We start from the raw sequence: 21792 nt of genomic DNA, 5'->3' as shown, positions 1-21792 counted from the left end.
GGCAAGTTGACGCATACGGGGAGAGCGGGGCACGGATGCAGGTCCTGGAGCCGGGGGATCCGCGGCGGATGGGGGACTTCACGCTGCTCGGCAGGCTGGGTTCCGGCGGCATGGGCCAGGTCTTCCTGGGACGTTCCGCGGGCGGGCGGGCCGCGGCGGTGAAGGTGGTCAAGGCGGCGCTGGCCGAAGTCCCCGAGTTCCGGGCCAGGTTCCGCCAGGAGGTCGCCGCGCTGCACCGGGTGGGCGGTGAGTGGACGGCGCCGGTGCTGGGCGCCGACACCGAGGCCGCGGCACCCTGGGTGGCCACCGAGTACGTGCCTGGACCTTCACTGCACCAGGTCGTCGAGTCGAGCTATGGGCCGCTGCCCGAGGCCACACTCCATTCCTTGGCCGGGCGGCTCGCCCGCGCGCTGCGCGCCATCCACGGCGCGGGCCTGGTCCACCGCGACATCAAACCGTCGAACATCCTGCTGACCGTCGACGGCCCGCGCATCATCGACTTCGGTATCGCCCGGGCGCTCGACACCGTGGCGGGCAGTCTGCGTACCTCCACCGGGGTCGTGCTCGGCTCGCCCGGTTTCATGTCGCCGGAGCAGGTGCGCGGGCAGCGGGTGACGCCTGCCGCGGACATCTTCAGCCTCGGCTCCGTGCTGGTGTATGCGGCGACGGGGCGGCTGCCGTTCGGCGCCGCCGAGCTGGGACTGCACGCGCTGATGTTCCGTATCGCCGAGGAGGAGCCGGACCTCACCGGGGTGCCGCAGACGCTCACCGGTCTGGTTACCTCCTGCTTCGCCAAGGACCCGCAGCGGCGGCCCACAGCCGAGCAGCTCGCCGTCCACACCCGCACCGACGCGGACGGCCCTTGGCTGCCCGCAGAGCTGCTGGCTGAACTCGGCCAGCTCGCCGCTCGGATGCTCACCGCCGAGACACCGCCGCAGGGCTCGCCGACGCACTCCAAGCGGCGGTGGCGGCCAGTCCTCGCCGGAGTCGTGGCACTCGCCGCGGTGGCCACGGGCACGGCGCTGGCGCTGCGTGGCGACGGCGAGAAGGACCCCGCGGCGGGCGGCGCACCCTCGGCGACCGCGTCAGCCTCGGAATCGGCGTCGCCGAGCGCCGAGCCGGGCATCCCGGACGAGTTCGTCGGCGCCTGGGAAGGCGTACTCGAGGGCAATTCCGAACTGCCGAAACGGGTACTGCGACTGGAAGTCTCACCGGGTCGGCCGGGCGACAAGGTCGCCGCGTACATCGACACCGACGGCGATCTGCAGTGCACAGGGCGCAGCAAGCTGGTCTCCGCCGATGCCGACACACTGGTCGTCGGCAAGGGCCAGGTGACGGCGGGGGTGCCGCAGGGACGCTGCACGCCGCTCTCCCAGCAGACTCTCACGGTGCGGTCGCGGGACGTACTGGTGTGGAAGTCCGGCGGCCTGACGGCCGATTTCTACCGGTCGACCGGCGGACGGGACGCGGTGCCGGACCAGTACGTCGGCACCTGGGTGCCGGCCAACGAGACCTATCGAGAGCAGGAGTTGATCCGGATCACCCAGGGCCCGGTCGGTGGCCGCCTGGTGCGGATGTCGGTCACGGCGGGCATGGATGACGGCACGGAACAGTACTGCGACGGCACCTTCGTCATCGGTGCTGTGTCCCCGGTGCTGGCGCTCAGCCCTGCGACATACACCGCGGAGTCGGGCAAGGGCTGCCGCCAGCCCGACTCGGTCTTCTTCACCGCCGCCCGCGACGGCCACCTGCTGCTGTTCAGCATGGACGCGGACGCAGAGCCGGCAGAGTACGTGCGGAAGTCCTGACCGCCGCGCCGCCTTCGGTGCGGGAGGCGCCCTCAGCCGTCGCCGTGTCCTGCGTGCCGATGACGCCGAGCAGTTCAAGCTGAACGGCGCCCTCGGCACCGGGCGGGGCCGTGAACCACAGGAGGCGTTGGCGGCCGTCATCCCGGCGACCTCGGTGTCGCGGCTCCGGCGGGCGGCGACTGCCTGTAGGTCGGCGACGAGGACCCGTGAGTGGGGCGGATGGTCCTCGGGCGGGTAGACCGCGCGGGCGGCCGGGTCGGTGAACCAGCGGTACGCGAAGCCGGTGGCGGGGCCGCGCGGTTCCGGAGCCCGGCCGAGCAGTGCCGCGGCCGGCTCGTTCTGGACGAGGGTTTCGTGCGGGTCGGCGATGACCTGGGCCGGGGTGGTGGTGACCGGCCGGTCCAGCAGCCCGAGCAGGGCGGGCTGGACGTGTCGCGCGCTCGCGCCGTGCGCCGACGCGGGCAGCGGCCGGTCGGCGAGATGGAACAGGTGGTCGCGCTGGTCGCCGCCCAGCCGCAGCGCCCGGGCGAGGGGCGGCCAGTGTCAGGGACGAGGGCTGGGCGCCGCGTCCGCGCTCCAACTCGGTGTAGTAGTCGGCCGACAGGCCCGCCAGCTCCGCGACCTCCTCGCGCCGCAGGCCGGGCACCCGGCGCCGGGACCCGGCGGGCAGGCCGACGTCAGCCGGGCCGGATCCGATCACGCCGGGACCGGAGGAACGCCGCAAGCTCGGGAAGATTCACCCTCTCGTCGTCGCCTCTCCGGCAGGGTCCGAGCCAGGGGCTGGTGACCCCTGCGTGGGCTCAGCCCTGGCCAGAGCAGGTGACTCGGACGGATGGTTGCCCACCGGGGTCGGCCTCCTGCTCGTCGTGAGCAGCTCCGGCGGCCCCCGTACGAAGAGAGCACCATGCCCTTCGCGAACTTCAAGGTCCCCGCCGACGCCTCACCGCAGAGCAGAAGGAGCAGATCATCACGCGCACCACCGACCTGTACACCGGGATCTTCGGCAACGGCGCCCGGGCCACCACCCTCGTACTGGTCGAAGAGGTCGCCGACGCCGGATGGGGCATCGGCGGCGGTGTCCTGACGCTTGCCAAGATCCGGCAGACGCCGCGGGAATGACGGCGCCCCGGCCGGTCGCCGCCCGCAGCTCGGCCGTATTCGTCGCCACATGGAGGGCGGCGCGGATCTCGACGAGGCCGCGCCCACGGCGCGGTGCCGCGTCCCGGCACGCGCCGCCGCCCGTGGCGCGGGAACTCGTCGACGGTCATGAAGCCGTCCGGGAAGCCCTTCGGCCGGAACCGGGCGCGGTGGCGGGGTCGGCGGGCGGCTCGACGGGTGGGCCGCCGTCTCGGCCCGGTGCGCGAGGGAGCCCGGACCGCCGCCGAAGACCCGGGCCCGGCAGCGATCCCGGTCGGACATCCAGGACTCAGCGCTGCCTCGCTGCCTCCACGGCCTCCACGGACTTCCCCGCCGGACGATGACCGGGCGCCTGGGCCGGCGCATACCGTGTGGGTGGGGCCGGTCAGTCCGCCGGGCGGGTGACGGACTGGGGCCGGCCGGCGGCCCAGGAGGCAAGGATGCGCAGTCCGTCGTGGGTGGGGGAGCCGACTTCGGCAGTCCAGACCACCAGTTGCTGGTCGGGGTCGGTGCTGGCGGTCAGGGTGTCCCAGTCGAGGGAAAGCTCCCCGGCGACCGGATGGTCGAGGACTTTGGTACCGACGCTCAGCATGGCGACATGATGAGCCGCCCACCACTTGCGGAAGTCCGCGTCCTGTACGGACAGCTCACCGACCAGAGAAGTCAGTCGTGGATCGTCCGGGTACTTCGCCGCCGCCATGCGCAATTGCGCCACGCAGGTGCGGGCCACGCTCTTCCAGTCCGCATAGAGGGTTCGCATGGCCGGGTCGGTGAAAAGGATGCGCACATAATTGCGATGCTTTTCCGGAATGGCGCCGAAGTCGGTGATGAGAGCCGCCGCGAGAGGATTCCAGGCGATGACATCCATCCGGCGGCCCATGACGATCGCCGGGGTGGAGGTGAGGTCGTCCAAAACCCTGCGCAGCTGCGGCTGGACCTTCTGCAAAGGGCGACGGCGGGGCCTGCCGGTTTCCTTTCCCGCCAGGCCGAAGAGGTAGCGGCGCTGGTCGTCGTCCAGGTGCAGCGCCTCGGCCAGCGCTTGCAGAACAGGCGCTGAGGCGGGCATACGGCCCTGTTCCAGCCGGGTGTAGTAGTCCGTTGAGATCGCCGCGAGCTGGGCGACCTCCTCTCGGCGCAGCCCGGCGACCCGGCGGGGCCCGGAACTGTCGGGCAGGCCCACGACACGGGGGCTCAGCTCGGCCCTGCGGGCCTTGAGGAACTCGCCCAGCTCGTTGAGGTGCGGTGTCGGACTCATGCCTCCAGTGTGACAGCGGACCGGCCCAGGCTGAGGGGGAGAAAACTCTCCCAGGATGTTTTTCTCCCAGGAGGTAACCCTCCTCTGCACAGGGGAGCGCACGCGTGCAAGCCTGGAGCGCAGAACGGCAAAAAGGATCAAGCGGAATCGGCCGGCCGATGAATCAGCATGGAAGGAAATGCGTTCATGACCGAAAAGGAATCACCGGCGCAAAGGGCGCTGGGTGATGTGGCGCCGAAGATGGTGGAACTGACCGACGAGGTGCTTTTCGGAGACGTGTGGGAGCGACCCGGACTTTCTCCCCGCGACAGGAGTCTGGTGACGGTCACGACGCTGGCCGCCCTTTACCGGGGCGAGCAGCTCACCTTCCACTTGCGGCTGGCGCTGGACAACGGGCTGAGCCGCGAGGAGCTCGCCGAAGCACTGACGCACCTGGCCTTCTACGCGGGCTGGCCCAACGCCATGGATGCACTCACCCGCCTCAAGCACATCACCGCCCCGACCACCGCCTGAGTCGGGCCCACCCCGCACCCGGCGTCGGTCGTACGAGAGGAACAGCGAGATGGAATTCGTCAAGCCCCAGTCCACCGGCAAGGGACCGCAGGACTGGTTCAACGGTGACGTCTGGTTCGACGTCATCCACGCAGGCCAAGAGCCCTCCCGGATCCGGGCCAACATGGTGCGCTTCGCGCCGGGCGCCCGCACCGCCTGGCACCACCACGCCGTCGGCCAAACCCTGCATGTCGTAGCCGGCATCGCCCTGATCGGCACGCGGGACGGCACCGTTTTCGAAGCGCACCCCGGCGAGACGGTGACCTGCCCGCCCGGCGAGGAGCACTGGCACGGCGCGACTGAGGACCGTTTCATGCAGCACCTCGCCCTGTGGGACGGCACCGCCCCCGGCGGCCACCAGCCGGAGACGACCTGGCTGGAGCACGTCACCGACGAGCAGTACCGCGCCTCCCGCACCCGCAGCCACTGAACCACGCGAAGGGAAACCCGCTCATGCCCGTCACCATGACCGCACTGTTCGGCGGCATCGGACCCGACTGGGCCCCGCGACAGGTCCCCGTCCCCGAACCGGGCCCGGGGCAGGTCGTGGTGCGCGCCCGCGCGGTGGCGCTCAACAACGCCGACGCCTCCATGCTGGCCGCCGCCGACCCCACATCCGGCGGCACGGGCAACGAGTACCAGGCCGGCTACGAGTTCGCCGGTGAGGTCATCGCCATCGGCGACGGAGTCCAGGCGCCCGCGGTGGGAACCCGGGTGATGGGCACGACACCCGGCAGTTTCGCCCAGTACGTCCTGGCCGACCACCGGCACGTCCTTCCCGTGCCCGACGAACTCGGCCACGAGGAGGCGTGCGCGCTGCCCACCGGCATGCTCACCGAACACGGAGCCCTCTCCGTGGCCGGATTCCGAGCCGGGCGTTCGGTGCTGATCACCGGTGCCACGTCCAGCATCGGCCTGATCGGCGTGCAGATCGCCCGCGCTCTCGGTGCGAGCCGGATCATCGCCACCACCCGCAGCGCCGCCAAGAGCGAGCTGCTCAAGCGGGCCGGCGCGGACACCGTCGTGGTCTCCGGCGAGCAAGACCTCGCCCGGGCCGTGCTCGACGCCACCGACGGCGAAGGCGTCGACGTGGCCCTGGACCACGTCGGCGGTCAGACCTTCGCCGCTTGCCTGCCCGCCACCCGCACCGACGGCGCCGTGGTCAACATCGGTCGACTCGACCAGGCCGCTTCCACCATCGACCTCGATGCCCTGTCCTACCGCCACCTCCGCGTCTGCGGAGTGTCCTTCGGCTTCACCCGCGCTGCCGAACTCGGCGCCGTCATCGCGGCCGCCGGCAAGGCGCTGCTTCCCGCCGTCGCCGAAGGACGGGTACGGCCCCTGGTCGACACCACCCTGTCCTTCGACACCGCTGCCGCGGCCGCCGAACGGCTCCGCTCCCACCAGGCCCACGGAAAGATCGTCCTCACCGTCCCCTGAACGCCGGCCGGCAGCAGCCTGCTGCGACGGCCGCGCCCCTGCCGTCCCTGCACCCAGCTGACAGCCCGACGTCCAACCCCCTGCAACGAAAGCGAGTTGTCCCCCATGCGGGCCACCTTCATGTACGAAGCCGGCGACGTACGCGTCCAGGACATATCCGACCCGGTCATCGAACAGCCCACTGACGCGATCGTGCGTGTCGTGCGCTCCTGCGTGTGTGGGAGTGACCTGCACCCGTACCACACCATGTCGGCAGCCGACGGGCCCGTTCCCATGGGCCACGAGTTCCTCGGCACGGTCGAGGAAGTCGGCTCCGAGGTCTCCGCTCTGAGGCGCGGCGACCTGGTGGTGGCGCCGTTCGCGTTCGCCGACAACACCTGCGAGTTCTGCCGCGCGGGCCTGCACACCTCCTGCCCCAACGGCGGCTTCTTCGCCGCAGGCATCGGCGGCGCCCAGGCTGAGGCCGTCCGCGTCCCCCAGGCCCAGGGCACCCTGGTCAAGCTCCCGGGCGATGTCGACGAGAAGCTGCTGCCCTCTCTGCTCACCCTCGCCGACGTCTACGGCACCGGCTACCACGCGGCCCACCAGGCCCGCGTCAAGCCCGGTGACTCGGTCACCGTCATTGGTGACGGCGCCGTGGGCCTGCTCGCCGTCCTGTCGGCCAAGCAGCTCGGCGCCGAGCGGATCATCCTCATGGGCCGACACAAGAGCCGCACCGACCTGGGCCGCTACTTCGGCGCCACCGACGTCGTCGCCGAGCGCGGAGAGCAAGGCATCGCCAAGGTCCGCGACCTGACCGGCGGCCGCGGCACCCGTGCCGTCCTCGAAGCCGTCGGCCACCTGCCCGCCTACGAGATGGCCGTCGGTACCGTCCGCCCCGGCGGCGTCATCAGCCGCGTCGGCGTCCCCCAGTACGACGACGCCCCCGTCGGCTTCGGCAGCCTCTTCGGCCCCAACGTCACCCTTACCGGCGGGCCGGCCCCCGTACGCGCTTACATCGAGCAGTTGCTGCCCGATGTTCTGAACGGCACGGTCGACCCGGGTCGCGTCTTCGACCGCACCGTCACCCTTGAGCAGACTCCGGAGGGCTACCGCGCCATGGACCAGCGCGAGGCGCTGAAGGTCCTCGTCACTCCCTGACCGACGAACGACCGGCTACTCCTTGTGCGGTGAGAACGCAGTACCACCGCGGAACCCGCACGCGAAGCGCGCTTCCCCGCAGCGCCCCGTGCGGGTTCAGTGCTGTGATCGCGGTAGGAGGCAGGTATCTGGAACCGACCAGTCTGCGCTCGGCTGCCGTGCATGTGAAGGGCCCTGTCATGCCCCTGAACGCTGCTCCCCGGCACGGCGCGGTCTGTCACGCGCCGCCACCGGCGAGCAAGCTGTACACGAAACGAAGATCACCTCTCCGGGCAAGGGCCTCGTCTGCGTGCAGCGATTCCGGTCGTCGCATCTCCACCATGTCGCGAAGATACCGAATTCGCCGGACTGCCCGACGCGCAGGCAGGCCGGCCTGCCGCGCCTCGAGCGGTACAGCGGCAATCGTCCCAAGACTGCCGCCCCATGGCGCCCGAGCGCGAGACGGAATACGAAGAAAGGCGGCACACACATGGCACAGGAACCCTCGCGGGCCCAGCAACTCCTCGGCGACCTCGCGCCGAAGATGGTCCAGCTGACCGACGACGTGCTGTTCGGCGACGTGTGGAAGCGTGAAGGCCTGTCCCCGCGGGATCGCAGCCTGATCACCGTCTCCGTGCTGGCTGCGACGTACCGCCCGGAGCAGCTGAACAGCCATCTGCGTCTGGCGCTGGAGAACGGGCTGAGCAGGGACGAACTCGTCGAGGCCCTCACCCACTTGGCCTTCTACGCCGGATGGCCCAGCGGGATGGGAGCGCTCACCCAGCTCAAGGCCATCGTCGACGACGAGACGAAGTAGCGGGGCGGGGTCCATGAGGTTCCTCGAGAAGAAGCCCTCGGCCATGGCCCCTCCGGAACGGTTCACCGGTGATGTGTGGGTGGACACCATCACGGAGGCCCAGGAGCCCTCGCGTCTGCGTGCGGCCATGGTGCGGTTCTCGCCCTGCGCCCGCACCGCCTGGCACCGGCACGCGCTCGGGCAGACCCTGCATGTCACCTCGGGTATCGGCCTGGTTCAGTCCCGCGGCGGTGAGGTCCTGGTGATGCGCCCGGGCGACACCGTCCACACACCCCCCGGCGAGTGGCACTGGCACGGTGCCGCCCCCGACCACTTCATGACCCATCTCGCCCTGTCGGACAGCACCGGAGATCCCGCCGTGCCCGACGTCGAGTGGGGCGAGCACGTGCGCGATGACGAGTACGAAGGAAACACCAGTGAAGCGTAGAGACATGGTCATGGGGCTCACCGCAGCCGCTGCGGCTCCGGCGGTCGGACTCGCCTCCAGCGCGCAGGCCTCCAGCAAGGGTGAAGACGACGACATGACAGCAGCCGCCGACGGACACGGTTTCGCGCCGCTGACGATTCAGGAGCAGGGCAGCTTCGCGGTCGGCGGGACCGTGGTCACCAGTCCCGGGACCTTCGATCCCCGCAACCCGACCAACCCCGCCGGCCAGACGCTGCACGGCGACCACGCCCGCGTCTTCTTCCAGAAGCCGGTGCGCGCCCGCAGGCTGCCGCTGGTGCTGTGGCACGGCTACAAGCAGTCCGGAGCCGGTTGGGGCACCACCCCGGACGGACGCGAGGGCTTCCAGACCATCTTCCTGCGCCGCCGGTTCGGCGTGTACACCCTCGACCAGCCCCGCCGGGGCAGCGCCGGGCAGACCACGGTGAGCACCGCCACCGACGCCTCGACCTCCGACCAGTGGTTCTACAACCAGTTCCGGTTCGGCCTGTGGCCCGACACCTATCCCGGCGGGCAGTTCCCGAAGGGCCCGCAAGCGCGCGAGCAGTTCTTCCGGTCGATGCTCCCCGACACCGGCCCGATCGACGGCGAGGTCCTCGCCAACGGGGTCTCGGCGCTCTTCGACGAGATCGGCCCGGGCATCCTCGTCACCCACTCGCACGCCGGCGGCTTCGGCTGGGACGCGACGATGAGAAACCGGAACATCAAGGCGGTCGTCGCACTGGAGCCGGGCAGCGGCTTCGTCTTCCCCGAGGGCGAGGTGCCGGACCCGATGCCGAGTTCCGCGGGCACCCTCACGGGCGAGTCCGTACCGCTGAAGGAGTTCCGGCGGCTGACGAAGGTCCCGATCGTCGTCTACTACGGCGACAACATCCCGACCGAGCCGACCGGCATCGCCGGCCGGGACAACTGGCGCGTCCGGCTCGCGATGGCCCGGCTCTTCGTCGACGCCCTCAACCGCCACGGCGGCGACGCCACCCTCGTCCACCTCCCGGAGATCGGTATCACCGGCAACTCCCACTTCCTCTTCTCGGACCTCAACAACGTCCGGATCGCCGACCAGATCTCCGACTTCCTCGCCGAGAAGGGCCTGAACCGATGACTCAGAAGGTCAGCTTCCCGCACGGCACGCACCAGGTCGTGGGAAACCTCTTCCTGCCCCCGGGCTTCGACGAGGGCAGGACGTACGCCGCCGTCGTCGTCACCCACCCGTTCGGCGGTGTGAAGGAGCAGACCTCGGGCCTGTACGCCGAGAAGCTCGCCGAGCAGGGCTTCATCGCCCTGGCCTACGACGCCTCCCACTACGGCGAGAGCGGCGGCGAGCCGCGCCTGTACGAGGTCCCCGGCGACCGCGTCGAGGACATCCGGTGCGCGGTCGACCACCTCGGCAACCACCCCCAGGTGGACCCGGACCGCATCGGCGCCCTGGGCATCTGCGCGGGCGGCGGCTACACCGTCAACGCGGCGCAGACCGAGGCGCGGATCAAGGCCGTCGGTACCGTCAGCGCCTTCGACGTCGGCTCGGCCCGCCGGGAGGGCGTCCCGCGCGGGCTGTTCTCCGAGGAGTTCCGCGTCCGGCGTCTCAAGGAGATCGGCGAGCAGCGCACCAAGGAGGCGGCGGGCGAGCCTCTCCGCATGATCAACTTCGTGCCCATGTCCGCCGAGGAGATCACGCAGGACACACCCGAGCTGTACCGCGAGGGCTACGACTACTACTGCACTCCCCGGGGGCAGCACCCGAACGCGCCCGGCAGGTACGTCTTCACCAGCCTGGACAAGCAGATGGCGTTCGACGCGTTCGCGCATGTCGAGTCGATCTCTCCGCGGCCGCTGCTGATGATCGCCGGTTCCGAGGCGGACACCCGCTACTTCAGCGAGGAGGCCGTCGCCCGGGCCAAGGAGCCCAGGGAGGTGTTCGTCGTCGACGGCGCCACGCACATCGACCTGTACGACAAGCCGGAGTTCGTGCCGCAGGTGGTCGCGAAGCTGACGGACTTCTACGCCAAGCACCTCTGACCCGGACGGATCGTGAGAGCGGTGCAGACATTCAGCCGTATCCGGCTCGGGCCGGCCGCATCGTGGCTGCGTGACCACGATCCCGAGCTGGCGGCCACCCGGCGTGCCGGGCGGACGGCCGTCGTGATGCCCGCCCTGTTCGCCCTGTGCAGCCAGGTCATCGGCTCGCCGACGATGGCGACGTTCGCCGCGTTCGGTTCGTTCTCGATGCTCCTGCTCGTGGACTTCACCGGGCCGATGGTGCAGCGACTACGGGCACACCTCGGTCTGGCGGTGGCCTGGGCCGCCCTCATCTGCCTGGGGACGCTCGTGGCCGACGAGACCTGGCTCGCGGTCGCCGTCATGGTCGTCATCGGCTTCCTGGTGCTGTTCTCCGGCGTGGTCAGCTCCGTCCTCGCAGGCGCGTCCACCGCGCTGCTGCTGGCCTTCGTCCTCCCGGTGACCTCACCCGTCCCGTTCTCCGACCTTCCCGACCGGCTCGCGGGAACGGGCCTCGCGGCAGCCGCCTCCATGCTGGCGATCACCTTCCTGTGGCCCCGCCCCGCCGCGGACCCGCTTGCCGCACCCGCCGCCCAGGTCTGCCGTGCCGCTGCCGGGCAGCTGCGCACCGACGCATCCCTCCTGGCAGGCGGTCCGGGCGCGCCGAGCACCGGACAGTGCCGCGCCACGGCCGACAAGGCCTCCGCCGCGGCAGCCGATCTGCGCACCGTGTTCGATGCCACCCCCTATCGCCCCACCGGCCTGTCCACCAGCTCGCGCGCCACGGTCCGTCTCGTCGACGAACTGACGTGGCTCAGTGGCATCCTGGCCGACAGCGCCCCCTCCCCCGACGGCCACCCGGCGTGCGACGCCGACGCCCAGACCGTACGGCGATCCGCTGCCGCCGTGCTCGACGAGGCGGCCGCCCTGCTCGATGCTCCGCACGGCTCGCCGGACGGGCTGCGCTCCGCTTCGGAGTGCCTGCGTACGGCCATGGCCGACATGGAACGCAACGCCACGGCCCGCCTGCCCGTGCACCGGGGCGGAGCCGGTACGCCGTCGCAGGTGCACCCCGTCATCGGCGCCCTGGACCTGTCGTTCCGGGCGCAGGAGCTGGGGTTCGCGACGCTGCAGATCGCCGGCAACGTGGACCGGGCCGCGGCGGCCGAACGCAGGAGCTGGTTCGAACGTGTGCTCGGCGGCGAGCCCGGTGCCGCGGCCACGCCGCTGACCTCGGCGCGTGAGCGGGCCGCCGCCCACCTTCGACCGCAGTCCGTCTGGCTGCACAACAGCCTGCGGGGAGCGGTAGGTCTCGGTATCGCGGTCGCCCTCGCGAACGTGACGGGCGTCCAGCACTCGTTCTGGGTACTCCTGGGCACGTTGTCGGTGCTGCGCTCCAACGCCCTCAACACCGGGCAGAACGCGGTGCGCGCCCTGGGCGGCACCGTCGCGGGTTCGATCGTCGGCACCGTGCTGCTGCAGCTCATCGGTCACCACGGCACGGTTCTCTGGTTCCTGCTGCCCCTCGCGGTGCTCCTCGCCGGCATCGCCCCCGCCGCGATCTCCTTCGCCGCCGGTCAGGCGTCCTTCACCATCACGCTGGTCATCATGTTCAACATCGGCCAGGACCCCGACTGGCACATCGTGCTCCTGCGGATCCAGGACATCGCGATCGGCTGCGCGGTGAGCGTGCTGGTGGGGCTCTTCTTCTGGCCCCGTGGCGCGACGGCTGCGGTCGACCGTGCTCTGGCCGAGGCGTACCGAGAGAGCGCCCAGTACCTGGCGGTCGCGGTGGAATACGCCGTCGGCCGCTGTGGCACCGAGCCCGTCTCCGCCGATGCCGCGCTGCAAGAACGCTTCGAAGCCGCGGCAGCCGCACGGAGGCTCGACGACGCCTTCCGCAGCTACCTGGCCGAACGCGGCCCGAAACCGGTGCCCCTGGCCGAGATGACCACCCTGGTCACCGGCATCGTGGGGCTGCGCCTGGCGGCGGACGCGGTGCTGGGACTGTGGCAGCGTGCCGGCGCCTCGCAGCCCGAGCCGGACCGGGCCGGTGCTCGCCTCGTCCTCCTGGGCGCGGTGGGCCGCGTCTCCGGCTGGTACCGGGACCTGGCCGCCGTCCTGGGCCAGGACACCCCCGTCCGGGATCCGCTGCCGCGCAATCCCGTGGCCGAAGCGGAGCTGGTCGAATCCCTCCGCCGCGATCTGAGCGACGAGCACGGACAGGCCACGGACACCGCCGTACGCATCATCTGGACCGCCGACCACCTCGACGCCGCCCGCCGCCTCCAGCCGAGCCTGGCGGCCGCCGCGGGGGCGGGGGTGGGCAAGCCGTCCTGATCCAGCCCGAACAGAGTCCCCGTCGCCGGAACGACTCTCCGACCGAGCTGGGTACGCGGGTCGCCGCGGTGGTACGTGCGGCGTCGAGTCACGCCGCGTCTCTGCCGGTTCTTCACGCTTGCGCCGATCACGGATGCGGACCGGCGGCTACACGTTCTCCAGCGGAAACCAGCGTTCGTCGGTGACCAGCCGGTCGGCCTCCGCGGGGCCCCAGCTGCCGGGCCGGTAGACGACGGGCTTCCCTTCGGAGGTGAGGAGGCCGCCGACGATGCGCCAGCACTCCTCGACCATGTCCATCCGGCAGAAGCGACGCGGGTCGCCGGTGAGGGAGTCCTCGAGAATGTGCTCGTACGCGCTGGTGTCGCTGCCGGTGAGCCGGGTGAAGTCGGTGGTGACGGTGACCTCGTCCAACAGCGTTCCGTCGCCTCCGTGTTGGGCGAGCAGGCTGAACGTGACGCCGGAGCGGGGCATGAGACGGAAGCGGACGAGGTTGGGGCCGGCGGTCTGCGCGCCCTGTGTGTGATGGTGGCCGGGCACCGGCCTGTCCAGTTCCACGACGATCTCGGTGGAGGTGGTCTCCATGTCCTTGCCCGCGCGGATGGTGAAAGGGACACCGGACCAGCGGTCGGTGTCGACGTAGGTGCGCAGGGCGGCGTACGTCTCGGTGGTGGAGTCCGGCTTCACGCCCTCGGTGTCGAGGTAGCCCGCGTACCGGCCGCGTACGTAGTCCTCGGGGCGGACGGTCCGGACGGCCTTGAGGGCGCGGGCACGTTCGGTGAGAGTGTCGGCGGCCGAGCCGGACCGGGGAGCCTCCATGACGAAGTAGGCCAGGGTCTGCAGAAGATGGTTCTGGACGACGTCGCGCAGGCAGCCGACAGCGTCGTAGAAGCCCCCGCGGTCGGCGACGTCGAAGTCCTCGGCCATCGTGACCTGGACGCTGCGCACGTGGTGTCGGTCGAGGACGGCGCGCATCAGCGTGTTGGCGAAGCGGAAGGTGAGCAGGTCCTCGACGACGTCCTTGCCGAGGAAGTGGTCGACGCGGCGCAGGCGCTCCTCGGGAAAGTACTTCGTCAGTTCGCTCTGCAGTTCGCGGGCGGAGACGAGGTCGTGTCCGAAGGGCTTCTCCACGACCAGGCGCGCGTTCTCGTTCAGTCCGGCCCCGGCGAGACAAGTGGCGGCCCTGGCGTACAGGACGGGCGGGATCGCCAAGTAGTGGGCGAGATGGCCACAGCCCGCGGTCTGCTCGGCGATCGAGCGGAAGCTGCCGGGGTCGTCGTAGTCGATGGTGGCCAGCCGCAGCAGGCCGGAGAAACGTGTGAACGCGTCCTCGTCGACAGGGCCCTGGGCGGCGACGGCGTCGTGGGCGTGCCGGCGCAGCCTGTCCAGGGTCCAGCCGCCGCGGGTCACGCCGACGACCGGCTCGGTCAACGCGCCCCGCCGGGCGAGCTGGTAGAGGGCGGGCAGCAGCATCTTCCTGGCGAGGTCGCCGGTGATGCCGAACAGGACCAGGGCTCCGGCGCGCGGAGCAGTCGGATCGGACATGGCACGTGTCCTGTCTCTCGGGTTCTGCTGCGGGTGCGTGCCGCGGTCGCTCACTTGATGCCGCGTACGCCGACGAGGGTGAAGGCGGCGGCCGCGGAGCAGACGGCCCCGACGGTGAACAGCAGGGGGTAGTTGTCGTCGGAGCCGATCAGCACCGGGCCGTACAGCGGAATCAGCATCTGCGGCAGGACCAGGCCGAGGTTGTAGACCCCGAGTTCCTGGGCGGCGTCGTGCGGGTCGGGAAGCACCCGGGTGATCATCGGCAGGTCGTCGGCGAGGGAGCCGCCCTGCGCGATCCCGACGATCAGCATCCCGGCGAGGAAGATCCCGAAGCTGTCGTCGATGGTGAGGACGAGCAGACCGGCGGCAGCGGCGGCCGCGCCTGTCCGCAGGAAGGGCTTGAGCCGTCCGGTGCGGTCGCCGAGCGAGCCGAAGAGGACGGAGGCGGCGATCGATCCGGCCACCATGACCAGCGTCGACTGGAAGACCTTGTTCGCCGTTGCGTCCGCCGTGTATCCGATGCGGTCGGAGACGATGTAGGTCTGGTAGGTCAGGATGATGAAGACGCCGGAGAACATCAGGAAGCGGCTCAGGAAGGCCCATGAGTACGCCGGATAGCGGCGCGGGTTCACGTAGAAGGTCTGCAGCAGTTCCTTCGGCCCGAGGTGGGGCAGGGATGCCTTGTCGGCCGGTGAGTCGGGGACGACGCCGACGAGCAGAGCCGCGGCGGCGACGCCGATCAGGCCGGGCACGAGCAGCATCAGAGCGGGGCTCGAAGCGGTCAGACTGACGGTCAGAGTGCCGCCGACCATGCCGATGGGCATCCCCGCACCCATCAGCCCGCTGATCCGGCCGCGCATCGTGTCCGGCACGTGCTCGGGCAGGATCGCCTGGCAGACCATCAGCGTGCCCGACCAGCCGGCCTGGGCCAGCACCCAGCCGACGATCAAAAGGGCCACTCCGTCGCCGAAGCCGATCAGGGCGAGTCCGACGAACCCCAGTACGGGGCCGATCACCAGCCACGACCGTCGCTTGCCGAACCCCAGCGTGGTCCGGTCCGACAGCCGGCCGAGCAGTGGCGAGGCCACGGCGCCCGCCAGTGCCCCGACGGACAGGACCGTGCCGAGCACCGAGACCTTGCGGTCGGCGCCCACCACGTCCACGACGCGCAGCGCCATGCTGACAGTCGGCGGGGTCATGACAGCTATGTACGCGCCGTAGTAGGCGAGGACCAGGGCGATGGGGACGATCCGGCGGGTGCTCACGGGACCAGCCGGGGCCGACGAGGAAGCGGCCGGTACCGAACAGGTGGGGGACGACGTGGAGATGGGCGGGGTGGGGGGACCCGGTGCTGCGGCCTCCACATGGTCCTCGGCGGTCATGCGGTCCTCGCTTTCGTAGGCCTTGGCCCCGGTCCCTTTCGGATGGTGAGGCGGTCTTCCCGATTTCCCCGCTGACGGCCGGCTCGCGGGCATGGACAGGACTCCGAGTGCGGTGCGGCCTGACGGACTTCGGGATCGTGGACAGGCCGTTCTCGATGTGCCGGCGGAGGATGAGCCGTGTTTGTTGATGCGGGCGGCTGTCAGCGGCCGAGCAGCCGCGTGCCCGCCTCGTCGTGGTGGTCGCCGACGGCCGGGGTGAGGTTGTCGAGCTTGGCGAGCTGCTCGGCGCTCAGTTCGATGCCGTCGGCGGCGGTGTTCTCCTCAACGCGTTCGACCCGCTTGGTGCCGGGGATCGGGGCGATGTCGTCACCCTGGGCCAGCAGCCAGGCCAGGGCCACCTGCGCGGGGGTGGCACCGGCCTCGTCGGCGACGGCCTTGACCTCGTCGGCCAGGCGCAGGTTGCGCTGGAAGTTCTCACCGGTGAAGCGCGGGTTGTTCTTGCGCCAGTCGTCGTCGGCGAAGTCGTCCGTCGAGCGGATCTGTCCGGTGAGGAAGCCGTGGCCCAGCGGGGAGTAGGGCACGAAGCCGACGCCCAGCTCGCGCAGCGTCGGCAGTACCTCGGGTTCCGGGTCACGGGTCCACAGGGAGTACTCCGACTGCAGAGCGGTGATCGGGTGGACGGCATGGGCACGGCGGATGGTCTCGACCCCCGCCTCGGACAGCCCGATGTGGCGGACCTTGCCTTCCTCGACCAGCTCGGCCAGCGTCCCGACCGTCTCCTCGATGGGCGTGTCCGGGTCGACCCGGTGCTGGTAGTACAGGTCGATGTAGTCGGTGCCCAACCGCTTCAGGGACCCCTCGACGGCGATACGGATGTTCTGCGGGCTGCTGTCCAGGGCGCCGGCGCCGTGGTCCGTGTGCGACATGAAGCCGAACTTCGTCGCCACCACGACCTGGTCACGACGCCCCTTGAGGGCCCGGCCCACGAGCTCCTCATTGGTGTACGGGCCGTAGACCTCGGCGGTGTCGATGAGGGTGACGCCCAGGTCGAGTGCCCGATGGATGGTACGGATCGACTCGGCGTCGTCCGAGCCCGCGCCCGTGTAGGCGTGGGACATCGACATGGCTCCCAGACCGATACGGGAAACGTCCAGGTCTCCCAGTTTGATGTGCTTCATGAGTGCCGCTCCCTGGTTCCCGGGTGCCTGTCACGCGAATCTGATCTTCAAGCTGATGACAGTCTGCTGCCTTCGCTCACCACGAGGGAGACCGTGCTGTGCCGGGGAGTGGTGTTCCAGGGTGTGACAGGGCCCCTTAGAACCACCGAGCCGGGTAGCATGCTGTCCTGATTTTCTGATGCGGGTTCTGTTGTGCCGTGCCCTCAGGCGAAGAGCCGCCCGTCGAAGCTTCGGGAGATCTCGGCGTGGCCGTTCGCGTGCATGCGCACCGAACCGTCGCCAGTCCGTCGGCCCACCGCGGCCTCCTCGGCGATGACCCGCGTGGCCACCACCTGACGGACCGGGATGCGCGCCCTCGTGTCGAGCACGTGGTGCGGTCCGTTGCACCAGGCACGCCGGGAGACCCCGGACGCGCACAGCGCACGGCCCCGGAGGTTCGCCACACCCCGTGATATCGGGAGCCGCCCGTCCACGCCCCCGTGTCGTCGGACGGGGACGGGGACGGGTACGGGGACGGACGGCCGGGGTTCGAATCAGCGGTCGGACAGCCCCATGGCCGCCTCGTCGAGGCGCTCGCCCGCGGCCGGGGTGAGGTTGTTCAGCTTCTCGATCTGCGCGGCAGTCAGTTCCACGCCGTCGGCAGCGGTGTTGTCCTCCAGGTGGGCCACGCGCTTGGTACCGGGGATCGGGGCGATGTCGTCGCCCTGGGCCAGCAGCCAGGCCAGGGCCACCTGGGCCGGGGTGGCTTCGGCCTCGTCGGCGACGGCCTTGACCTCGTCGGCGACCCGCAGGTTCTGCTCGAAGTTGCCGGGGAGGAACCGCGGGTTGTTCTTGCGGAAGTCGTCATCGTCGAACCAGTCGGTCGAGCGGATGGCGCCGGTCAGGAAGCCGTGGCCGAGCGGCGACCAGGGCACGAAGCCGATACCCAGCTCCCGCGTGGTCGGCAGGATCTCCGCCTCCGGGTCACGCGACCACAGGGAGTACTCGGTCTGCAGCGCCGTGATCGGGTGTACGGCGTGGGCGCGGCGGATGGTGTCCGGCGCGGCCTCGGACAGACCGATGTGGCGGATCTTGCCCTCCTGGACCAGCTCGGCGAGGGCCCCGACGGTGTCCTCGATGGGTGTGTCGGGGTCGACGCGGTGCTGGTAGTACAGGTCGATGTAGTCGGTACCGAGGCGCTTCAGCGAGCCCTCGACCGAGATCCGGATGCTCTCCGGGCTGCTGTCGAGGCCATCGCGGCCCGTGTGCGAGATGAACCCGAACTTCGACGCCAGCACCACCTGGTCCCGGCGGCCCTTGAGTGCCTTGGCGACGAACTCCTCGTTGGTGAAGGGGCCGTAGACCTCGGCGGTGTCGATGTGGGTGATGCCCAGCTCGAGGGCCCGGTGGACGGTGCGGATCCCCTCGGTCTCGTCGGTGTCCTTGCCCGTGTAGAAGGCGTTCATCGGCATCGCGCCGAGGCCGATACGGGAGACCTCCAGGTCGCCCAGTCTGATGTGCTTCATGCCTGCCGCTCCGTGGGTTACTCGGGTGCCCGTGGGTCTCCGGCACGCCGCATGGGTGCCGGGGGCCGGGGTGGGGACGCGGGCGGGTCTCCCGCGTGAGAGCCTGGTCCTCAGGCCGACTCCAGCCTGCTGGCCGGGCTCGCCCGGTGGCAGGGCGAACTGTGCCGGGGAGCGGTATTCCGGGGTGTGACAGGGCCCCCCAACCGCCTACCGGGCAGGTCACGGGGCACTGCACACTCGACGGCATGACACCTCAGCAGCAGCACGGCACCGAGCTGGGCCGCTTCCTGCGCGCCTGCCGGGCCCGGGTGACCCCCGGGCAGGCCGGCCTGCCGACCGGCGCCGGCCTGCGCCGCACCCCCGGCCTGCGCCGCGAGGAACTGGCCATACTGTCCGGCATCAGCATCGACTACTACTCCCGGCTGGAGCGTGGCAAGGAGACCCGCCCCAGCCCCTCCGTCGTCGACTCTCTCGCCCGTGCCCTCCTGCTGGAACCGGACGAGGCGGAGCATTTGCGCAGCCTGGCCGCCATCGCCGCCAGGACGGCACCGGAGCCTGTGGCCGCACCTAGCCGGAACGTACGGCCCGGTGTCAAGCTCCTGCTGGAAAGTCTGCGGCCGGCCCCCGCGTACGTGGTCAGCCGTACGAACGACCTGCTCGCCGCGAACCCTGCCGGGCTCAGGCTCCTCACCGGGATCGAGGAATGGCCGGCCAAGGAGCGCAACATCGCCCGCTATGTCTTCCTGCACCCCGCCGCCCGCGACCTGTTCGGCGACTGGGGCAACCAGGTCCGTGGCTGCGTCGCCCACCTCCGCACGCTGGCCGGCACCGACCCCGACGCCCCGGACCTGACCCGGCTGGTCGGTGAACTCCTGCTGAAGAGCCCGGAGTTCGCTCGCCTGTGGAAGCGCTACGACGTCAAGAACCGCTCGTACGGCAGGAAGGCCTTCCACCACCCCGAGGTCGGCGACCTCACTCTCGGCTACCAGGCCCTGCAGTTGGAAGGCACCCCCGGCCACCACCTGCTCGCGTACAACGCCGAACCCGGCACCCCCGACCACGACGCGGTCGCCCTCCTCGACCTCCTGGCCCGCCAGCCGACTTCCAGGCCGGCGACACCGGGTACGACATCGTCCACCTCGTCCTGACCCCAGGCCGGTGGGTTCCGTGTCAGGACGTTGGCATGTCGGCCACGACTTCGGCATACCCGCTCGCCGATCTCCGCCCTCGGCGGGCCGACCGCCTATGTGTCACCAGGTCGTTGCCACTGAGCGCAGCGCGGTCCACGTTTCGCCGTCCCGGGCGTAGTTCATGGTGAATTGCAGCGGCCAGTCGGCGTGGGTGCCGTAGACCGTTGCCTCCGTGACGATGCGGCCGACGAGCCGGGCCGTGTCGTCCTCAACGTCGACGGCGACGTACTTCTCGTTCACGCTGTGGTAGATGAACTGGCCGGCTCGCATCTGGGACAGCCACTCGGCCTTGGGCTGTTGGTACCCGGTGATGTGGGTGAGGGTGAAGCCGCTGTCGAGCAGGTCGTCCAGGGCGTCGGTGTCACCGTCGGCCATCGCCCGCAGGTGGGCGCGGTAGGCGGTGAGGACTTCTTCGCGGGCGTTCGCGTCAGGGGATGCGGGCATGGTTTCTCCTGTCCTCGTGGGTCATTCGGCGGCTTGGCGTCGGGACAGCCGTACTTCTTCGATGTCGAGCTGGCGCTGGACGTGGCGCAGCACGGTGTCGTCGATCTCGTGGTCGTCGCGCAGGCGGACCAACGTGGCGCGTTTGTGGGCGAGGAGGGCCAGGCGCAGGGCGGTGTAGTGCCGGTGGTGGCGCAGGACGTCCTCGTCCTCGTCGTCGCTGTCACCGCCGCCGGCCCGGACGACGAGCAGGTGGGTCTCGTACTCCTGGCGCATGCGTTCGGCGACGGCCGGGGCGGTGCCCAGGTCGTCGACGAGTTCCGGGAGGGCTTTGAGGGCCTCCTCGGTGGCGGTGGTCTCGGCGAGGAAGCGTTCTTCCTCCACCGACGTGTCGTGGGGCAGTCGGGCCCAGCGCACCACGGCCGGCAGCAGCAGCCCCTGTACGACCAGCGTGGTGACGATGACGCCGGAGGTGACGAACACGATCGTGTCGCGGTCCGGGAAGGGCGCGCCGGAGTCGAGCGTCGTCGGCACCGACAGGGCCACCGCCAGCGAGACCGCGCCCCGGAAGCCCGCGATCGAAGTGACCACCCGGGCGCGGTGGTTCATCCGGCGCAGGCGCTGCTGCGGACGCCGGTCGAGCAGGCGGATCAGGTACGGGACGGAGAAGTTGAACGCGAAGCGCGCCGCGACGACCACGGCGGAGACGGCCGCGACGGCGATGAGGGCATGGGTGAGTTCGCTGCCGTGCAGCTCGCGTACGGCGGCCTGTGCCTGCAGGCCGACGAGGACGAACAGGGAGCCGTTGAGCAGGAAGGTGGCCAGTGACCAGGACTCCTCCGCCTGACGGCGCATCGCGGCGCCGGCCACACGTGGTCCGGCCTGGCTCATGATCAGGCCCGCCGCCACGGCCGCGAGGACGCCGGAGGCATGGATCAGCTCGGCGAGCAGGTAGGCGGTGAACGGGGTGAGGATCATGGCCACGTTGCCCAGCAGCGGGTCGTCGAAGACCCGCCGCACCCTGATCACCAGCCACGCGGTCACCGCTCCGGCCGCGGCTCCGCCGACATAGGAGACCGCGAACAGCCAGGTGACGTGTGGGAGGGTGAAGTGCTCCTCGCCGACCGTGATGCCGACGGCCAGCCCGAAGACCACGAGCGCGGTGCCGTCGTTGATGAGGCTCTCGGCGCGCAGCAGGGTGACGTTGCGGCGCGGCAGTGCCTTCGCGAGGACGCCGACTGCGGTCGCGTCGGTCGGGGCCACGGCCGCACCGAGGACCCAGGCCGGACCCCAGGCCAGGCCCAGTTCGTGTGCCACGGTCGCCACGGCTCCGGCGGTGCCGATGACCAGCAGGGTGCTCATCAGGATGATGCCGCGCAGGTCACGGCGGATCTCCCGCAGGGAGGTGGTGAGGCTCTCCCAGTACAGCAGCACCGGCAGGAAGATGAGCAGGACGGCTTCCGGCGGCAGTTCCACCTCGCGCAGCGCGGGCACGAAGCCGAGCAGCGCGCCGAAGACCAGCAGCACGACGGGAGGGGCGATCCGGAAGCGGTCCCCGGCGGCGTTGCCCAGGAGTACCGCCATGCCGAGGACCACGACGAGTTCGAGACCGATCACGGCATGTCTCCCAGCGCGTTGACAGTGAA

Annotated in this window: 19 protein-coding genes and 2 pseudogenes; 12 read left to right on the top strand and 9 right to left on the bottom strand. The window is 70.6% G+C overall.

The annotated features are described in order from the left end of the window. The first annotated feature begins 35 nt into the window (after window positions 1–35). Window positions 36–1808 (top strand): serine/threonine-protein kinase, encoded by a 1773-nt coding sequence (locus ACFPIH_RS23770; RefSeq protein ID WP_381174900.1) that lies wholly within the window; start codon window positions 36–38, stop codon window positions 1806–1808. Here ACFPIH_RS23770 and ACFPIH_RS23765 read toward each other — a convergent pair. After that, window positions 1759–2548, bottom strand: a pseudogene (locus ACFPIH_RS23765) (MmyB family transcriptional regulator). The gene ACFPIH_RS23770 and the pseudogene ACFPIH_RS23765 overlap by 50 nt on opposite strands. Before the next feature lie 164 nt (window positions 2549–2712). Between ACFPIH_RS23765 and ACFPIH_RS23760 the strand changes: the two are divergent. Continuing rightward, window positions 2713–2927, top strand: a pseudogene (locus ACFPIH_RS23760) (tautomerase family protein). A gap of 403 nt (window positions 2928–3330) precedes the next feature. Here the strand turns inward: ACFPIH_RS23760 and ACFPIH_RS23755 are convergent. After that, entirely contained in the window at window positions 3331–4200 is an 870-nt protein-coding gene (locus ACFPIH_RS23755; RefSeq protein ID WP_381174902.1) for a helix-turn-helix domain-containing protein, read from the bottom strand. Window positions 4201–4386: 186 nt separating this feature from the next. Here ACFPIH_RS23755 and ACFPIH_RS23750 point away from each other — a divergent pair, with 186 nt between their 5' ends. The 9 genes from ACFPIH_RS23750 to ACFPIH_RS23710 all read left to right on the top strand — a co-directional run bounded on the left by ACFPIH_RS23750 (window position 4387) and on the right by ACFPIH_RS23710 (window position 12908). Beyond that, complete coding sequence (locus tag ACFPIH_RS23750) at window positions 4387–4713, top strand: carboxymuconolactone decarboxylase family protein (protein ID WP_381175154.1); 327 nt, start codon at window positions 4387–4389, stop codon at window positions 4711–4713. Between the two features lie 49 nt (window positions 4714–4762). Beyond that, entirely contained in the window at window positions 4763–5182 is a 420-nt protein-coding gene (locus ACFPIH_RS23745) for a (R)-mandelonitrile lyase (protein WP_381174905.1), read from the top strand. A gap of 23 nt (window positions 5183–5205) precedes the next feature. Continuing rightward, on the top strand, window positions 5206–6192 hold the full coding sequence (locus ACFPIH_RS23740; RefSeq protein WP_381174907.1) for a quinone oxidoreductase family protein: 987 nt from the start codon (window positions 5206–5208) through the stop codon (window positions 6190–6192). Between the two features lie 105 nt (window positions 6193–6297). After that, complete coding sequence (locus tag ACFPIH_RS23735) at window positions 6298–7332, top strand: alcohol dehydrogenase catalytic domain-containing protein (protein ID WP_381174909.1); 1035 nt, start codon at window positions 6298–6300, stop codon at window positions 7330–7332. 469 nt (window positions 7333–7801) lie between these two features. Continuing rightward, window positions 7802–8128, top strand: a complete 327-nt coding sequence (locus ACFPIH_RS23730; protein WP_359718245.1) for a carboxymuconolactone decarboxylase family protein — start codon at window positions 7802–7804, stop codon at window positions 8126–8128. 13 nt (window positions 8129–8141) lie between these two features. Next, window positions 8142–8555, top strand: a complete 414-nt coding sequence (locus ACFPIH_RS23725; protein ID WP_381174912.1) for a (R)-mandelonitrile lyase — start codon at window positions 8142–8144, stop codon at window positions 8553–8555. Then, window positions 8545–9675 carry an alpha/beta hydrolase gene (locus ACFPIH_RS23720; protein WP_381174914.1) on the top strand — a complete coding sequence of 377 codons (1131 nt, stop codon included), beginning with the start codon at window positions 8545–8547 and terminating at the stop codon, window positions 9673–9675. Before ACFPIH_RS23725 ends, ACFPIH_RS23720 begins: the two co-directional genes overlap by 11 nt. Then, window positions 9672–10589, top strand: a complete 918-nt coding sequence (locus ACFPIH_RS23715) for an alpha/beta hydrolase (RefSeq protein WP_381174917.1) — start codon at window positions 9672–9674, stop codon at window positions 10587–10589. Before ACFPIH_RS23720 ends, ACFPIH_RS23715 begins: the two co-directional genes overlap by 4 nt. A 21-nt stretch (window positions 10590–10610) precedes the next feature. Then, window positions 10611–12908, top strand: a complete 2298-nt coding sequence (locus ACFPIH_RS23710) for an FUSC family protein (protein WP_381174919.1) — start codon at window positions 10611–10613, stop codon at window positions 12906–12908. A 147-nt stretch (window positions 12909–13055) separates the two neighbouring features. Here the strand turns inward: ACFPIH_RS23710 and ACFPIH_RS23705 are convergent, their stop codons facing one another. From ACFPIH_RS23705 to ACFPIH_RS23685, 5 genes are all read right to left on the bottom strand, one after another. Next, the gene (locus tag ACFPIH_RS23705; protein ID WP_381174921.1) at window positions 13056–14450 is read right to left on the bottom strand and encodes a glucose-6-phosphate dehydrogenase; all 1395 of its coding nucleotides are present in this window, start codon (window positions 14448–14450) and stop codon (window positions 13056–13058) included. Between the two features lie 50 nt (window positions 14451–14500). Further along, window positions 14501–15715: an MFS transporter gene (locus tag ACFPIH_RS23700; RefSeq protein WP_381174923.1), complete on the bottom strand. Its 1215-nt coding sequence runs from the start codon at window positions 15713–15715 to the stop codon at window positions 14501–14503. A gap of 317 nt (window positions 15716–16032) precedes the next feature. Next, on the bottom strand, window positions 16033–17010 hold the full coding sequence (locus tag ACFPIH_RS23695) for an aldo/keto reductase (protein ID WP_381174925.1): 978 nt from the start codon (window positions 17008–17010) through the stop codon (window positions 16033–16035). A gap of 203 nt (window positions 17011–17213) precedes the next feature. Next, on the bottom strand, window positions 17214–17378 hold the full coding sequence (locus ACFPIH_RS23690; RefSeq protein WP_381174927.1) for a hypothetical protein: 165 nt from the start codon (window positions 17376–17378) through the stop codon (window positions 17214–17216). A 165-nt stretch (window positions 17379–17543) separates the two neighbouring features. Then, window positions 17544–18515, bottom strand: coding sequence for an aldo/keto reductase (locus tag ACFPIH_RS23685; RefSeq protein ID WP_381174929.1), 972 nt, complete (start codon window positions 18513–18515; stop codon window positions 17544–17546). A 245-nt stretch (window positions 18516–18760) separates the two neighbouring features. Here ACFPIH_RS23685 and ACFPIH_RS23680 point away from each other — a divergent pair, with 245 nt between their 5' ends. Next, complete coding sequence (locus ACFPIH_RS23680) at window positions 18761–19663, top strand: helix-turn-helix transcriptional regulator (RefSeq protein ID WP_381174931.1); 903 nt, start codon at window positions 18761–18763, stop codon at window positions 19661–19663. 102 nt (window positions 19664–19765) lie between these two features. Here the strand turns inward: ACFPIH_RS23680 and ACFPIH_RS23675 are convergent, their stop codons facing one another. After that, entirely contained in the window at window positions 19766–20149 is a 384-nt protein-coding gene (locus ACFPIH_RS23675) for a nuclear transport factor 2 family protein (RefSeq protein ID WP_381174933.1), read from the bottom strand. 21 nt (window positions 20150–20170) lie between these two features. Then, window positions 20171–21763 (bottom strand): Na+/H+ antiporter, encoded by a 1593-nt coding sequence (locus ACFPIH_RS23670; RefSeq protein ID WP_381174935.1) that lies wholly within the window; start codon window positions 21761–21763, stop codon window positions 20171–20173. Between the last annotated feature and the right edge of the window lie 29 nt (window positions 21764–21792).

The organism is Streptomyces vulcanius, from assembly GCF_042653945.1.
Taxonomy (GTDB): domain Bacteria; phylum Actinomycetota; class Actinomycetes; order Streptomycetales; family Streptomycetaceae; genus Streptomyces; species Streptomyces mangrovi.
The sequence above is the reverse complement of the archived record's forward strand: the minus strand, read 5'-3'. Positions and strand labels throughout refer to the sequence as shown.

Bases quoted from the DNA above. Each gene is read 5' to 3' on its own strand.
- ACFPIH_RS23695 (WP_381174925.1), bottom strand. From the start codon at position 17,010: ATGAAGCACATCAAACTGGGAGACCTGGACGTTTCCCGTATCGGTCTG.
- ACFPIH_RS23770 (WP_381174900.1), top strand. From the start codon at position 36: ATGCAGGTCCTGGAGCCGGGGGATCCGCGGCGGATGGGGGACTTCACG.
- ACFPIH_RS23735 (WP_381174909.1), top strand. From the start codon at position 6,298: ATGCGGGCCACCTTCATGTACGAAGCCGGCGACGTACGCGTCCAGGAC.
- ACFPIH_RS23675 (WP_381174933.1), bottom strand. From the start codon at position 20,149: ATGCCCGCATCCCCTGACGCGAACGCCCGCGAAGAAGTCCTCACCGCC.
- ACFPIH_RS23745 (WP_381174905.1), top strand. From the start codon at position 4,763: ATGGAATTCGTCAAGCCCCAGTCCACCGGCAAGGGACCGCAGGACTGG.
- ACFPIH_RS23750 (WP_381175154.1), top strand. From the start codon at position 4,387: ATGACCGAAAAGGAATCACCGGCGCAAAGGGCGCTGGGTGATGTGGCG.
- ACFPIH_RS23740 (WP_381174907.1), top strand. From the start codon at position 5,206: ATGCCCGTCACCATGACCGCACTGTTCGGCGGCATCGGACCCGACTGG.
- ACFPIH_RS23725 (WP_381174912.1), top strand. From the start codon at position 8,142: ATGAGGTTCCTCGAGAAGAAGCCCTCGGCCATGGCCCCTCCGGAACGG.
- ACFPIH_RS23685 (WP_381174929.1), bottom strand. From the start codon at position 18,515: ATGAAGCACATCAGACTGGGCGACCTGGAGGTCTCCCGTATCGGCCTC.
- ACFPIH_RS23715 (WP_381174917.1), top strand. From the start codon at position 9,672: ATGACTCAGAAGGTCAGCTTCCCGCACGGCACGCACCAGGTCGTGGGA.
- ACFPIH_RS23755 (WP_381174902.1), bottom strand. From the start codon at position 4,200: ATGAGTCCGACACCGCACCTCAACGAGCTGGGCGAGTTCCTCAAGGCC.
- ACFPIH_RS23705 (WP_381174921.1), bottom strand. From the start codon at position 14,450: ATGTCCGATCCGACTGCTCCGCGCGCCGGAGCCCTGGTCCTGTTCGGC.
- ACFPIH_RS23730 (WP_359718245.1), top strand. From the start codon at position 7,802: ATGGCACAGGAACCCTCGCGGGCCCAGCAACTCCTCGGCGACCTCGCG.
- ACFPIH_RS23680 (WP_381174931.1), top strand. From the start codon at position 18,761: ATGACACCTCAGCAGCAGCACGGCACCGAGCTGGGCCGCTTCCTGCGC.